Raw genomic sequence first — 14,750 nt, forward strand, 5'->3', positions numbered from 1 at the left:
ATATATCTATACCTTTCTAAAAATCAGAAAGAAAAGGAAAAACATAACACCAGATGCTGTACAAAGCTTTCATCAGAAATATGATCGTATTCACAATAAACCTAAGCCAGATACTAAAATAAGGAATCATACTAAACAGATTACCCGTTACAATAGTGCTGTAGATTATATTACCAGGGAAGATCTGGCTGAGGACAAAAACCGCAACGGATCGTGATGGTTAAAGCACGCACTGTTCGTTAAACTTGTGTTTTGCGAATAGTTTTCTGTATCTTTCAGGCTTCTTTTCTTCGACCAGGCAGGCAGAAAAAACCTGTTGACTTCATGTACCCGTGCACTGAAAAAGCCATACCGATTTCTAACAGTATGGCTTTGATATCTTTTATATACTTCATTTACTGATTCTTAGCTTCAAAGTCTTCAATATACTGAACAAGGAGCTTTACTGTTCCTTCTACACCAAGAACACTGCTGTTAATGCAGAGATCATAGCTGTCAGCACGTCCCCATTTCTTGGAGGAATAATAATTGTAATAGCTCTGTCTCTGTTTATCCTTTTTAATGCACATATCCTTTGCTTTAGCAGCATCTACATTATATTTACCCATAATTCGTTTGGTTTTGGTTTCTTCATCACCATAAATAAAAATGTGGACGCAATTCTTCAGATCATTTAATGCATAATCAGCACACCGTCCGACAATAACGCAAGGGCCTTCGCTTGCAATTTTTTTAATAGCATCAAACTGCGCCAAGAATACCTTATGACTGATAGGCATATCTACGAAATGGGATGCATTATAACCAAAGGAATACGTATCCATAACCAGATTATAAAGAAATGAGCTGGTTGGTCTTTCATCATGATTTTCCAGCATTTCTTCACAAAAACCACTTTCCTTTGCTGCTCGGCTCAATAACTCCTTATCATAACATTTAATTCCAAAATACGCTGCAACCTTTTCACCGATCTCGCGGCCGGCAGAACCAAACTGCCTTCCGATTGTAATAACTGTATTCATACGGAACCCTCCTTTTTTTTCACTGTCAGTGTTATTTCTATTATATCAAAAAAACGAAAAAAATCCAGTTTATTGTCTGAAAGATCATGCAAGGATTGTGAGCAAATGCTCAAAATATCTAGGAAGTGATGCATCTGTTTCAATATACTTTCCTGTGGAAGGATGTGAAAATCCAAGGATTTTTGCATGCAGACACTGTCCCTGTAGTTTATACTGTTTTGAAGGTGTTCCATAGATTTCGTCTCCGAGAAGGGGGTGTCCAATACTTGCCATATGTACACGGATCTGATGGGTCCGGCCGGTTTCCAGTATACATTCCACGTAGGTATATTTCTCGAACTGCTGCAGTACCCTATAGTGAGTAATGGCATCCTTTCCACCCTCTCTCACAACAGCCATTTTCTTACGATCTGTGGGGTGACGTCCAATTCTTGTATGGATCGTTCCCTCAATTTCCGGCAGTCTGCCGCACACAATGGCATGATACTTTCTTATAATACTGTGTTCTTTTAACTGCTCGGCAATGGAAGCATGGGCGGCATCGTTTTTGCAGGCAATGATACTGCCTGTGGTATCCTTATCAATACGGTGTACGATTCCTGGACGTAAAACACCGTTAATACCGCTTAAATTATGGCAATGGTATAAAAGTGCATTGACCAGTGTACCACTGTAATGTCCGGGAGCCGGATGTACAACCATACCTTTGGGTTTATTGACTACGATAACATCCTCATCTTCATAAAGAACCTCCAAAGGAATATTCTCCGGAAGGATATCCGGTGTGATCAGGGGTGGCAGCAATACTCTTACTGCATCTTCAGTTTTGATCCGGTAATTCGCCTTTACTGGCTGTCCGCCTACGGTCACATGTGATTCCTTTAAAAGCTTTTGCAGATAAGAACGGGAAAGAGAGTCCATAAGCATCGTCAGATACTTATCGACTCTCTCCCCTTCTGATTCTTCTGAAACAATAAATTCATATTCCTTTAATTCTTCCGCCATATGTTTATTTAAGTTCCCTGAATTTTTTCTGATTAAAGCTTAAAAAGTTAAAATCATTGTCCTTATATACAAACAGAACCTGAATGATCAGTATCACTGTGGCAAATGTTACATACATATCTGCCACATTGAAAATCGGGAAATTAATGAGGACAATATAAATAAAATCTACAACATAGTCAAATCTGAGCCGGTCGATCATATTACCAATGGCGCCGGCGGCAATCATGGTCAGCAGGATATGCAGCTTTCTGTATTTCCTGTCATCCGGGGTACGGAGCAATACAAATATGATAACACTTAAAAAGATCACTGCAATAAATACGAAAAAGATTTTCTGATTCTGAAGCATACCAAATGCAGCACCTCTGTTTTCCAGATAGTTAAATTCCAGTACGCCATCGATGATATTAAACGCTGCCTGATTTTTCAGTTTGATCACAGCCAGGTATTTTGTATAATAATCGATCAGAACAAGTACGACAAGCATGACCAGATCCATACATAACAGTTTTATTTTCTCTTTGTTCAATGTTTTCTTCATTCTGCTGAATTCTCATCCTCCACATAAAGAATTTCTTTTACGGCATTCAAAATATCATCATCTGTAACATTTCTGTCAATGACAGCTTTTCCAACCTTCTTAAGAAGTACAAATTTTATACTTCCGTTTTCTGCCTTTTTATCTGATTTTGTCAGAGCGAGAATTTCCGCAGGATCAATATCTTCTATCGTGATTGGAAGGTTAAATGGCACAAACATGTCACGGATTTCATAATATTCCTCCATGGAAAGCCATTCATGCTTCCAGGAGATATACGCAGCCGCCACACAGCCAAGAGCAACACATTCTCCATGTGTCATATTAAAATTCTTTGCTTTCTCAATGGCATGACCGATCGTATGTCCAAAATTTAAAAGAGCCCTGTCTCCTTTTTCAGTAGGATCCTTCTCCACTACAAGCTTTTTGATCAGGCAGCTCTTTTGTACCATTTCCAGCATGGTTTCAGGATTTCTTTCATGGATCTCATACATTTTGTCAAGAAGCCATTCATAAAAATTGCTGTCCTTGATCAGTCCATGCTTCATCACCTCTGCAAACCCACCATAAAACTGTCTGTCGTCCAGTGTGCCAAGCACAGAAACATTCATATAAACCAGCTTCGGCATATAAAATGCACCAACCATATTCTTATAGCCTTCAAAATCAACACCTGTTTTTCCACCAATGCTGGAATCACACTGTGCCAGCAGTGTTGTGGGAATCTGGATAAAATCCACCCCCCTCAGATAGGTTGCTGCTGCATATCCTGTGATATCACCGGTCACACCACCGCCAAGTGCGATCAGCAGATCTTTGCGGTTAAACTTCTCTTCAATCAGAAAACGGTAAATATCTCTGACAGTATCCAGTGTTTTATTTTCTTCTCCTGCTGGAAAAGCATACATAACTGCTTTCAGGCAGAATGGAGTAATCCTGTCTAAAAGCTCAGTACCATAAAGGGATTCTACATGGGAATCCGTAATGATGCATACCTTACGGTCTTTCGAATCCAGCTTCAGAAGTTCTTCAGGAAGATCTTCAAAGGAAGCAGTGAACAGAATATCGTAGCATGGTTTTTTGTCATAATTGATTGTCATTCGTTCAGACATCGTTATTCTCCTTTAGTAACAGTAGTAAAAAAGCTTCCCGGCATCACCAGGAAGCTTGCTTCTATAATCCATTATTGATCGGTGGTACATCAAAGGAACCTGATAAGATTTCCTGAAAATCACCGGAAATATCTACAATAGCCGGTGTTATGATGAATATATAATGAGATATCTTCTGCAGATTCCCACTGATTGCAAAACAGGATCCTGAAGTAAAATCAATGATACGCTGTGCAATATCTACATCAAGACCTTCCAGGTTCAAAACAACTGTCCGGTTTGCTAGGAGTGTTTCTGTAATCTCTCTCGCATCTTCAATGGATGTCGGCTTGATCACACATACCTCCATGCCATTACCAGTCTTCTTATTCTGGCGCATGGGTGTTACCTTTGGCGTCACCTTCTTTGGTGCAGGCTTCTCATCTTCTATTTCTGCATTACTTTCTTTTGTAATAGAAGGAAGCTTCTTTGGTTTGGACTCTACTGGTTCCTCATCATAATAGTCATCATCATAGTAATCATCATCGTCATCGTTCAGTTTCATCGCATTGAGGAATTTATCCATTACTCCCATTTTAAGCACCCCTTTTTATACTGCATAATGCCTTTCACCAAAGATGCCTGTACCAACACGTACATATGTAGCACCTTCTTCTATGGCAACAGCGTAGTCTCCTGTCATGCCCATTGACAAAACATTCATATTAACATTATCAATGTTTTTTGTTGCAATGTCAACAGATAATTGCTTTAAATCAGCAAAATATTGACGATTTTTTTCCTCATCCTCTACATATGGTGCTATTGTCATAAGACCACATATTTTTATCCCGTCAAGCAATGCAATCTTGCGGATCAATGGTTCAGCTTCCTCCATGCTTACACCGAACTTGGATTCTTCCCCTGCTACATTCACTTCGATCAGAATAGAAACGGTGACCTGTTTCTTCTGTGCTTCTTTGCTGATCTCCCTTGCAAGCTTAATGGAATCTACACTGTGGATCATGGTTACCTTATCAACGATATACTTCACCTTATTGGTCTGCAGATGTCCGATCATATGCCAGTGGATATCCTTTGGCATTACTTCGTATTTATCAACAAGCTCCTGTACCTTATTTTCTCCAAACTCACGGCAGCCTTCCTGATAAGCTTCCATCAGATCCGGAACCGGTTTGGTCTTACTGACAGCGATCAGTGTTACTTCTTTCTCATCCCGTCCTGCTTTCAGGCAGGATTTCTGTATTCTTTCATTTACATATTTCAGATTTTCTGCGATCATCCTTGACACTTCCTATTCATTAATAATTTCATTATCTTCTACTGCCATAGCATCCAGTGCGATATAATCATATACGCTGAGACCATACTGTGTATTGGACTTTACAATTGCGTATTCTTCGTTCTGGTATAAAATGTCGATCTGCTTGAAATCGGCATAACCCTTGTTGATATTATAAACGCCCATCAGGCTTCCCTTTTTGCTGACAGCATACTTTTCTGTAGAATCAGGTTTGATCAGATAATCGCCGCTCCTTAAGGTGCTGTCATCCAGATAGTATTCTGTTTCTGTGGCATTATAGATCGTTGTTTCAACAAATTCAGTCGTTGCGGTACCTTCTTCCGTATAGCTTTCTCGCATGACCCCATCACGACCGTATTCACCGCCCTGGATCACGTATTCACTGGGAACAATGAAAAAGTCCTTCTGTATAATGGAAGAAACCGGGATCTTCAATCCTTTTTCATCTTCTGTGATCAGTTCGATCTCTATAAAACGGTCTGTGCAGAAGGTAACCATGGAATTGGTAAAGGTAAGGGATACAAAGGTATCTCCATCAGGATTGGTGTAGCTCTTTACCTCAGCCCAGGAAGTATCTTGATTTTTCAAAAATCTGATCTTTACATATTCAAGCTCAAGAAGCTCCTGTGCCTTTTCTTCATCCACCTGGATCACAATGGACCAGTCCTCATCCTCAGACAGCTTATATACAGGATCACCACGGGCGATAAGGTCATTACTGATGAGCTGTGTTTTTTCATAATCCTTGTTATCAAACAGATCTTTCGTAAAGTCTTCAAGCTTCAAAGCCTCATAACCATCTACAGAATAGATCACAATACCGGTATCAGGTGCATTACAGAAGGAAACAAGGCTTGTCGTTCCGGCATTGAGCTTATCAATATTTTTCAGAATATTGGCATTAGCCAGCTTCAGTACAGTACCTTTAACGTCATATTTGAATTCATACACAGTTGAAAAGTTTGTTGCATCAAAACCAGAAACAAAACCAAGGATCTCTGATTTCAGTTCTGCCAGATCTTTATCAGACAGTGTTGTTTCTCCACTGTTTTCGGCAGAAACATAATCAGAAAGCTTACCAGATTCATCCAGTGTATAAACAAGATTTCCTACGCCGACACGTTCACCTTCTCTGGCATAGTAATTAATGTACCCCGCCTGGTCAGCTGTAATGATCTTTTCATTTCGCAAGGCGATTCCCTGATAAATATTATTGGCTGAGAGAGACCCCTCCTTTACTTCATAAGGGACTACATGCTTGGCTGTGAAGTATCCGAACACACAGATGATAATATAGATCAGGATAACAGCGAAAATGACCATTCCAATATTGATATTCAGAGGTTTTCTGTATTTTACCACATTGTTCCGGGATGCATTCAATGGTCAGACTCCAATCTTTTCCTTTTCAGAACAAGAACCCCAGATATTTTCCGGGGTTCCTGCTGTTACCTTTTCTACTGCTGATTATAATGAAACGATGATCTTTTCTTTCAGTGAAGCAGGAAGCTCCGCTTCGTCACGGGAAATACTAAGTACAAAATCAATTCCAAACTTTTCTCCAATAGCATCAAGCTTTTTGATGATAGGCTCTATTTCAGCTTCTTCTGCGCATGCAATCTTTAAGAAGCTGTCAAAATACATCTGCTGCAGATCATGATCCTGTGAAACAATACCGCAGACAAATCCGAGAAATTCCTCCGGACTGGTGATCAGATAAGAGGAAACATCGATTAATCTGATCTTATTATTTAATTCATACATATGTTTTGTGCTTTTATCCAGATATACAATATTTCCAGATACAGACTGTACTTCACTATTTACTTTGTCAAGAAGCTGTTTTGTTTTGCCTTTTCCCTTTTTTCCTACAATTAACTGAACCATCGGTAAACCCTCCTGTAGTATGATTTGGTACTGCTTTTGACAGCACCTTCAAGAAATAACCCTGTTTTTATTATAAGATAGAAAGTGCCAAATGACAACCGTTATTTGTTAATTCCGGAAAGGAGGCTGCTCATCTCATCATACAGATCTTCCCTGCTTTCGGCTCTCATGATCACAGAAATGTAAGGATTTCCGGATGTATCTCTTGACACGAGCACAAGGCAGTGTCCGGCTGCATTAGTTGTTCCTGTCTTTCCTCCAAGTACTGTGATCCCGGAAGGTGCATCTGCATTTCCCTGCAGATAATAATTGGTACTGTTAACCGACAGATCCTTGGCGTTTCCGCTTTTGTCATAATATACTGTCTGATATTCTTTCATATGTATGATCTCATTGAACCGGTCATACTGAATCGCTGCATTGGTGATCAGATACATATCATATACCGTTGTATAATGGTCATTATCAGAAAGACCATGGGGATTTACAAAGTGAGAATTGGTTGCCCCGATCTCAAGTGCTTCCTGATTCATCATGTCGGCAAACGCTTCGACTGATCCGGCAATTCCTTCTGCAATCATAATGGCGGCATCATTGGCTGAATTGATCAGAAGTACATGAAGTGCCTGATCCAGGGTCATCTGATCCCCTTCCTTCAGCCCACAGGTCTGTGCTCCGGATTCCAGATTCCTGACATTGGCAGATGCTGTCAGTGTGGTATCCATGGAACCATATTTTAATGCTACCAGTGCCGTCATGATCTTGGTCAGACTGGCCGGATACAGCTTTTCATATACGTTTTTGGCATATAAAGTATTTCTGCCATTTACATCGAACAATCCGGCACCATCGGCCTTGGAGGTATCTATGCCGGGAATAGATATATCTGAGGATACTACACAGAGATCAGAAGCAAACGTCTCTGCATTTAAATTTTTTTCTTCAATATTAACAAGACGCAGACTGCTGACATCTGAATTAACAGTATATGCCATATCATATCTGCTCTGTCCACAGCCTGTCAGTAAAAAAAGCATCATACAGGAGCAAAGAACTGATACGCTGCGCTTTATCTGCATTTTCTGCCTATTTGTAATTTTCACGCCACTCCATATCTCCTCTGTCCAGGGACTTGATCAAAAGCTCAGCGGTGGCAAGATTGGTTGCCAGTGGAATATTATATACATCACAGAATTTGACTACATTGTTTACATCCGGTTCATGATGCTTCTGTGTCAGCGGATCTCTCAGGAAAATAACAAGATCAAGCTGATTATGTTCAATCTGCGCACAGAGCTGCTGTTCCCCACCTAGGTGCCCTGCCAGATATTTATGTATCGTCAGATTGGTTACTTCCTCCACAAGACGTCCTGTTGTTCCTGTAGCATAGAGTTCATTTTTGCTCAATATGCCCCGATAGGCAATGCAGAAATTCTGCATCAGCTTCTTTTTGGCATCATGGGCAATTAATGCAATATTCATAAGTAATTTGCCCTTCCCTTCTCACAGATTTTCTCTTTCAGTATACACTATTTTTGTTTACATTGTAACCCCACATTTAAAACTAATCCAATTCCGATAAAGGAACTGATCAGCGATGTCAGACCATAACTGACAAACGGCAGAGGAAGACCGGTATTTGGCAGCAGATAAGTAACTACACCTATATTGATAAAGCTTTGGAAACCGATCAGGGCACCGATCCCGGTAGCAATCACCGCTCCTGCTGTATCTTTTGCTTTTCTTGCCACCGCAAAGCATTCAAGACTGATCAGGAGAAGCAGGATCACAACTGCGGAAGAACCAATAAACCCAAACTCCTCCCCAATGACCGCATAGATAAAATCTGTTTCCTGTTCAGAAATAAAGTTTGCATTTTTTACCGAACTGATCTGGTTTGTCTTATAGCCTTTTCCGGTAAGCTGTCCGGAGCCGATGGCCATTACCGAGTATTCCTGTTGATAGCCAAGGGTATTGGCATACTCTTCTTTGTTAAAGAAGGCAATGATACGATTGCCCTGATATGTAGTATCTCCGCTGAATATCTTCTGATCCGGCTGCAGGATGAGAAAGATCAGGATTACGGCAGCCGGAATGGCTACAGCCAGAACACCGGCTATCAGCTTCCAGCTGATTCCTGCCACAAACATGATGGATGCAAAAATAAGGCAGAACACAATGGTTGTAGAAAGATCTGGCTGTGAAACGATAAGAAATGCCAGAATACCGAATAAAACGACAGACAGTACAATATACTTTACTGTATTCAGTCTTTCCCTGTTCTTTCTCAGAAACTCGGCAAAGAACAGGATCATGAATATTTTGGCAATCTCGGACGGCTGGAACCGGAAACCACCGATATCCAGCCATCTCTGTGCACCGCCGCCTTCATCCCCGATGAAGATGACAAGAGCAAGCAATACTACATTTGCTGCATAAATGAGCCAGTAGAACTTCAGTATGATCGAATAGTCAAACAGGGAAAGTGCGATCATGATAGCCACACCTGCCGCAAATCCGCCAATCTGTCTTGACTGCAGACTTTCCTGTGCACTTCCTACGGCAATGATCCCGATCATCGATATGGCAAGCACAAGAAATATCAGTTTGAAATTATAATTCCGTAATTTATACTGTCTCAGCATATAAGTAAATCCTTACCTCTTCTATCATTTGCTGTGAAGATCCAGAATCGGAATATTGGCATACAGTGTCGGCATTTTGCCATCATGCCCTTTTACTCCCGTTTTGCTGATCTGGATCTCCATGGATTTTGTATCTATCTGCATATATTTCGATATAACTTTTGCAATATCTGTTTTTATCATTTCCATCATTTCCGGTGAGCAGTTTACTCTGTCGGAGATCAGAAGAATCTTAAGCCTGTCTTTTGCAATTTCTCTGGATTTTTTCCGTGAAAAAAAATGTTTGAATCCCATATCAGCCACCTCCTAGTTCTTCCGAAATATTCCTGACACTCTGGTCCAAAAGGAAAAGCTTTTTTCAAATTCAAGAAAAGGCATTTCCTTTCCGGTTACCCTGTAGCATATGTTCTGATATGCTCTTCCTGCCAGTGTATTATTTCCAACCAGTGGTTCTCCCTGATTTGTGGCGATCACCACATTTTCATCATCTGGTACAATACCGATCAGTGGAACTGAAAGAATATCGATCACATCGGATGCACTCATCATTTCTCCGCGCTTTACCATATCCGGACGTAGTCTGTTGATCACCAGATCTATCTGTTTGAAGTCATTGGCCTCCAAAAGGCCAATAATACGATCTGCATCGCGGATCGCAGATACCTCAGGTGTTGTTACCACAAGCGCCCTGTCAGCACCGGCAATGGCGTTCTTAAATCCCTGTTCAATCCCTGCCGGACAGTCCAGGATGATATAATCAAACTGCTCCCGGAGTTGATTGATCATACGGACCATCTGTTCCGGAGTTACTGCTGTTTTATCCTTTGTCTGGGCTGATGGCATCAGATAAAGACTTGGATGACGTTTGTCCTTGATCAATGCCTGCTTGATACGGCATTTATTTTCTACCACATCTACAAGGTTATAAACAATCCGGTTTTCCAGCCCCATGACTACATCCAGATTGCGCAGACCGATATCGGTATCGATCAGAACCACCCTTTTCCCCATTGCTGCAAGACCCGTTCCTACGTTTGCGGAAGTAGTGGTCTTTCCTACCCCGCCTTTCCCTGATGTGACGACAATTACTTCACTCATAGTTTATCCTCCTCAAACTGTTGTGAATCAATTTCGTCCCCTGAGGCATATCCTGTTTAAAGTGGCATGTCACTCAGTAATTCTTTGGTAAGGGAATCCATAACGATTTTTTTGTTTTTTACGTATGCGATTTTCGGCTGTACCTTTGGCTTAATGCCCCATTTTGATTTCTCTTTGGCATGATATTTGAAATCACCGATTTTTAATTTTTCCGGCGACATTTCAAGCGCTGCTACATAATGGCCATCACTGCCATTTCCTCCGGCATAGGCCTCTCCATATAGCCCGCCAAGAACGATAATATCCCGTGCGGATATAATGGCTGATCCGGGATAAACATCTCCTAGAATCACTATGCTGTATTCTGTTTCCAGTACTTCACCATTTTTTAATGTGCCTTTATAAAACTGGCCGGCACTGTTCCCATTTCCGTCTTCTGAAAAGTCTGTTTCAGAAATAGCTTTTATAAACATCCTGTCAGTATCTTCATCATCACTTACGAGACACAGGATATGAATATCAGAATTCTCTGATATGATATTTAAAAGGGTATTTTCTTCCTCTTCCGTCAGCTTCCGGCCCTTGATGGACAGAGCCATTTTTGCATCCTTGAAAAAATCTCTGGATTCCCGGAAACGTATTGCAGTTTCCTGCAGGATCTCTTCAAATGTGTCTGCTTCGGAAAGATGAAGCACAATACCATTTGGAAAACTTTTTATAATGACAGATTGTTTCAATGAATATAGCCGCCTTTCTGTTTTAGTCAGTCTGTGCTGTACTTGCTCCAAGCTCAGATGCTGTATCTGTGATCAGATCATCTTCATCTACCAGATCGAAATAATAACTGATCACATCCTTGGTCGTTCTTGCCGCATAATCAGAAGAATATCCATAAGCAATTCTGGTTGCTACTGCAATTTCAGGATTATCATATGGTGCATAACATACAAACAATGCATGGTTTGCCCTGTTTTTATTCTCTTCTGCGGTACCTGTCTTACCAGCTACCTGAACCTTCAGATCAGAATAATAGGATTTTGCTTCCACCACCTGACGCATACCAGTATGAATGGCATTCCACTCACCACTGCTCAGTTCTACCTGATTACGTATCTGAGGCTCCTTTTCCATGAGAAGATTTCCACTTCTGTCAGTTACTTTATCGATCAGTGTCAGATCATAGCAGGTACCACTATTTGCTACTGTTGTAACATATCTTGCCAGACTGACCGTTGTATAGTTATTGGTACCCTGGCCAATGGCAGAACGGACAGCATCGGTATTTGATACCTGTGGTGCGTATTCTTCAATCTCTACACCGGAGGTTTCTGTAAGTCCATACATATCTGCATATTTCTGAAGCTTTTCAAGACCGGCTTCTGAAGAATAGACTCCATCCACCATACCAAGCCTGTATGCCATTTCATAAAAGAATACATTACAGGAATTTTTGATTGCTCCCGTCACATTCAACGCTCCATGGCTGCCTCTTCCGTAGATCCAGCAGCGGGGAGGTGGATCGATTTCATTAAACTGGCCATTACATACAAACGTCGTAGTTGTATTGATGATCCCTTCTTTGAAGCCGGCAGTTGCAGATACCATTTTAAAGGTGGAACCAGGTGCAGTTCTCTGCTGGGTTGCATAATTCAGCATCGGTGATGAAAGATCACTTCTCAACTGTGCAAAGTATTCTGCATCTACACCATTTGCCATCTTATTGTTGTCATATCCCGGGTAGGAAACCAGTGCAAGCACATCACCGGTATTGACATCCGTAATGACCATGGAGGCATTACAGGGATCCAGTGCAAGCTGAGCCGGTGTAATATCCAGGTTTTTGATCCGGTCCATCATAAAGGTATAGGAAGAAACAGCGCCGCTGATCAGTTTGTTCTGCTCTTCTTCTGAAATATCGATCAGGTTCTGCTCCAGCAGGATCATGCAGATCTGTCTGCCTGATATCACATCATCCTTGATCATATATTTGTAAATGCTCTTGGTAAAATCCAGGTTATTTTTCAGTTGTCCGAAAAGATAATCTACCAGTTTCCTATAAATTTCCTCCGTATCGGAATACTGGCTGTCAAGAGAAAGCTTCGTTACATCCACCCAGTTCTGTGCGATACAGTAATTCAGGTATTCATTCAGGCTGATCACCTCATCGGTTGTCCATGCAATATAAGTCTGATCTTCCGGATCCACCTTCTCCTTGTCGAGCACACCATTATTGTAAAGCATCCTGACAATATAGCTTTCGTAAACCTGATATTCCTTTTTCAAGTTTTCATAGGTTGTTTTCGTGTTAAAGAGTTCTTCCCTGAGAGTGGCAAATACATCTTCCTTTCTGGTAAGAAAGCTGTCATATACCGCCTTTTCATTTTCGGCTGCAGTTGTTTCTTCAAAATGAGAAAGATTAATAATATTGTTATTGATCAGTGCAAAATATACATCATAAATAGGAATCTTTATCTTACTGCTCGTAACATTTTCCGTATTGAATTCTTTAGTGTTGATAATATTGGAATACAGAATACCTGCAAGCTTCTCTTCCAGGATCTTGTAGCAGGCAATCTGCAGATCCTTATCAAGTGTCAGATAGATATCATTTCCGGCAGCCGGTTCCACATAGTTGCTTGTTTCAATTACTTTACCAACATTGTTGACAAATACCGTTTCACTTCCTTTTTTGCCCTGCAGCCAGGATTCCATGGATTTTTCAATGCCAAGCTTTCCAACCGTATCATTCAGGTCATAAGCATTGTTCTTAGTCTGAAGCTCCTTAAGTTCCTCCTGGTCTACTTTGCCGGTATAGCCGATGATCGGTGCAAAGTAAATGCTATCTACATATTTGCGTACAGTATCCTCTACAATGGAAACACCCTCCAGTTCATTACAGTTTTCCATGATCACTGCTACTGTTTCTTCGCTTACATCCGTTGCTACTGTGGTTGCAATATATTTCTGGTAGGAATTGGTATTCATATCATAGCGGATGGTCAGGATCTTCAGAACCTCCTCCTTGGTATAGCCATTACCGGGGATAAAGGTATCCTTAGTATCTTCAGAGGTATACTCTCCAATCCTGAAACGGCTCCAGCCGCACAGATATTCCACCACTTCTTCTGCTGTAGCAGTCCGTTCCTGCTCCTTCAGATCATCAATAGAAAGACAGCCATACACATCTGCCAGAAAACGCAGAAGCTGTGTATCCTCTACTGTAAATGCATATCTGCCATTATCATCCAGATCAATCTTAAAATCCCGTACAGTCGTGTCACCATTTTTTTCAAGCATCTGGATCAGCGTAGCAATCGTACTGTTCAGATTATAATTTTTCATCTTGCTGTTTTCATAGACATCTTCTATCGTCACAGAATGTGCCAGTTCATTGTACGCAAGAAGGTTCCCATTCCTGTCATAAATACAGCCACGGCTTCCGGAAATGGTTCTTTCCTTCATGATCTTTGTTTCAAAAGAATCAAGATATTCTTCTCCGTGTACTATCTGCAGATCAAAAATACGTTCAATGATAACCACCGCAATCAGAATCATTGCGATTGTCAGCACAAACGTACGGGATGTTATGGTATTGATCAAATTTTCCTTAAAATCCTCAAACAAATTTCCGCGCACTCCTTTGTTCTCTGCTTTCCAGCCTTTTATTGATCCAGAGGATCAGCGGATATAACAGCAGGGTTACCACGATGGTATAAACAGCCTCAGGCAGAATAATGTGAAGCAGGTAATATCCGAAATGAAATTTTCCTCTCATAAGGAAAAACAGAAGATAGCAAAGCAATCCATATGCCAGATCACTGCATAGAATCAGGGCAAGGGGAAGCTTGATATCCTCCGGATAAAAAATCCTGTTGAATTTGCCATTTAAATAACCAATATACATATAGATCAATGCATACAGTCCAATAAAGCTTCCAAAGAAAATATCTGCCAGAAGTCCGCAGAAAAAACCAAATAAAAGACCTGATTTTTCTCCACGCATAAATCCAAAGGAAGCAGTCAGGACAATCATAAGATTTGGCACAATCCCTCCAAAAGAGATTGCCGGAAAAACTGTGCTCTGCAGTACAAAGCAGAATATTGTCAGAAAAAATGAAACCAGAAATCTAAGCATGG

Annotated in this window: 16 protein-coding genes; all 16 read right to left on the minus strand. The window is 40.9% G+C overall.

Going from position 1 to position 14,750, the window contains the following annotated elements:
* Positions 1-395: 395 nt before the first annotated feature.
* The 16 genes from WJQ40_RS06460 to mreD all read right to left on the minus strand — a co-directional run bounded on the left by WJQ40_RS06460 (position 396) and on the right by mreD (position 14,748).
* The gene (locus WJQ40_RS06460; RefSeq protein ID WP_118797003.1) at positions 396-1,022 is read right to left on the minus strand and encodes a cytidylate kinase-like family protein; all 627 of its coding nucleotides are present in this window, start codon (positions 1,020-1,022) and stop codon (positions 396-398) included.
* A gap of 84 nt (positions 1,023-1,106) precedes the next feature.
* Positions 1,107-2,027 (minus strand): RluA family pseudouridine synthase, encoded by a 921-nt coding sequence (locus tag WJQ40_RS06465; RefSeq protein ID WP_337538746.1) that lies wholly within the window; start codon positions 2,025-2,027, stop codon positions 1,107-1,109.
* Between the two features lie 4 nt (positions 2,028-2,031).
* Positions 2,032-2,571 (minus strand): signal peptidase II, encoded by a 540-nt coding sequence (gene lspA / locus WJQ40_RS06470; RefSeq protein WP_118797005.1) that lies wholly within the window; start codon positions 2,569-2,571, stop codon positions 2,032-2,034.
* Entirely contained in the window at positions 2,568-3,680 is a 1,113-nt protein-coding gene (gene aroB / locus WJQ40_RS06475) for a 3-dehydroquinate synthase (RefSeq protein ID WP_337405434.1), read from the minus strand. Before aroB ends, lspA begins: the two co-directional genes overlap by 4 nt.
* Before the next feature lie 61 nt (positions 3,681-3,741).
* Positions 3,742-4,254 carry a cell division protein SepF gene (locus WJQ40_RS06480; protein ID WP_118797007.1) on the minus strand — a complete coding sequence of 171 codons (513 nt, stop codon included), beginning with the start codon at positions 4,252-4,254 and terminating at the stop codon, positions 3,742-3,744.
* Between the two features lie 15 nt (positions 4,255-4,269).
* Positions 4,270-4,962, minus strand: coding sequence for a YggS family pyridoxal phosphate-dependent enzyme (locus WJQ40_RS06485; protein WP_118797008.1), 693 nt, complete (start codon positions 4,960-4,962; stop codon positions 4,270-4,272).
* Positions 4,963-4,974: 12 nt separating this feature from the next.
* On the minus strand, positions 4,975-6,366 hold the full coding sequence (locus WJQ40_RS06490; RefSeq protein WP_337538748.1) for an HlyD family efflux transporter periplasmic adaptor subunit: 1,392 nt from the start codon (positions 6,364-6,366) through the stop codon (positions 4,975-4,977).
* Between the two features lie 84 nt (positions 6,367-6,450).
* Complete coding sequence (locus WJQ40_RS06495; protein ID WP_337538749.1) at positions 6,451-6,870, minus strand: twitching motility protein PilT; 420 nt, start codon at positions 6,868-6,870, stop codon at positions 6,451-6,453.
* 101 nt (positions 6,871-6,971) lie between these two features.
* Positions 6,972-7,973 carry a D-alanyl-D-alanine carboxypeptidase gene (locus WJQ40_RS06500; RefSeq protein ID WP_337538751.1) on the minus strand — a complete coding sequence of 334 codons (1,002 nt, stop codon included), beginning with the start codon at positions 7,971-7,973 and terminating at the stop codon, positions 6,972-6,974.
* Positions 7,957-8,352 (minus strand): methylglyoxal synthase, encoded by a 396-nt coding sequence (mgsA, locus tag WJQ40_RS06505; RefSeq protein ID WP_118797011.1) that lies wholly within the window; start codon positions 8,350-8,352, stop codon positions 7,957-7,959. Before mgsA ends, WJQ40_RS06500 begins: the two co-directional genes overlap by 17 nt.
* Positions 8,353-8,399: 47 nt before the next feature.
* Positions 8,400-9,515 (minus strand): FtsW/RodA/SpoVE family cell cycle protein, encoded by a 1,116-nt coding sequence (locus WJQ40_RS06510; protein WP_337538753.1) that lies wholly within the window; start codon positions 9,513-9,515, stop codon positions 8,400-8,402.
* Between the two features lie 24 nt (positions 9,516-9,539).
* On the minus strand, positions 9,540-9,809 hold the full coding sequence (gene minE, locus WJQ40_RS06515; RefSeq protein WP_118797013.1) for a cell division topological specificity factor MinE: 270 nt from the start codon (positions 9,807-9,809) through the stop codon (positions 9,540-9,542).
* A 12-nt stretch (positions 9,810-9,821) separates the two neighbouring features.
* The gene (gene minD, locus WJQ40_RS06520) at positions 9,822-10,613 is read right to left on the minus strand and encodes a septum site-determining protein MinD (RefSeq protein ID WP_118797014.1); all 792 of its coding nucleotides are present in this window, start codon (positions 10,611-10,613) and stop codon (positions 9,822-9,824) included.
* Between the two features lie 56 nt (positions 10,614-10,669).
* On the minus strand, positions 10,670-11,350 hold the full coding sequence (locus WJQ40_RS06525; RefSeq protein WP_118797015.1) for a septum site-determining protein MinC: 681 nt from the start codon (positions 11,348-11,350) through the stop codon (positions 10,670-10,672).
* Between the two features lie 22 nt (positions 11,351-11,372).
* Positions 11,373-14,237: a penicillin-binding transpeptidase domain-containing protein gene (locus WJQ40_RS06530; protein ID WP_337538755.1), complete on the minus strand. Its 2,865-nt coding sequence runs from the start codon at positions 14,235-14,237 to the stop codon at positions 11,373-11,375.
* Positions 14,230-14,748 carry a rod shape-determining protein MreD gene (gene mreD, locus WJQ40_RS06535; RefSeq protein ID WP_118797017.1) on the minus strand — a complete coding sequence of 173 codons (519 nt, stop codon included), beginning with the start codon at positions 14,746-14,748 and terminating at the stop codon, positions 14,230-14,232. The genes WJQ40_RS06530 and mreD overlap by 8 nt, the downstream gene beginning before the upstream one ends.
* Between the last annotated feature and the right edge of the window lie 2 nt (positions 14,749-14,750).

The organism is Suilimivivens sp. (genome assembly GCF_037359455.1).
GTDB lineage: Bacteria > Bacillota > Clostridia > Lachnospirales > Lachnospiraceae > Suilimivivens > Suilimivivens aceti.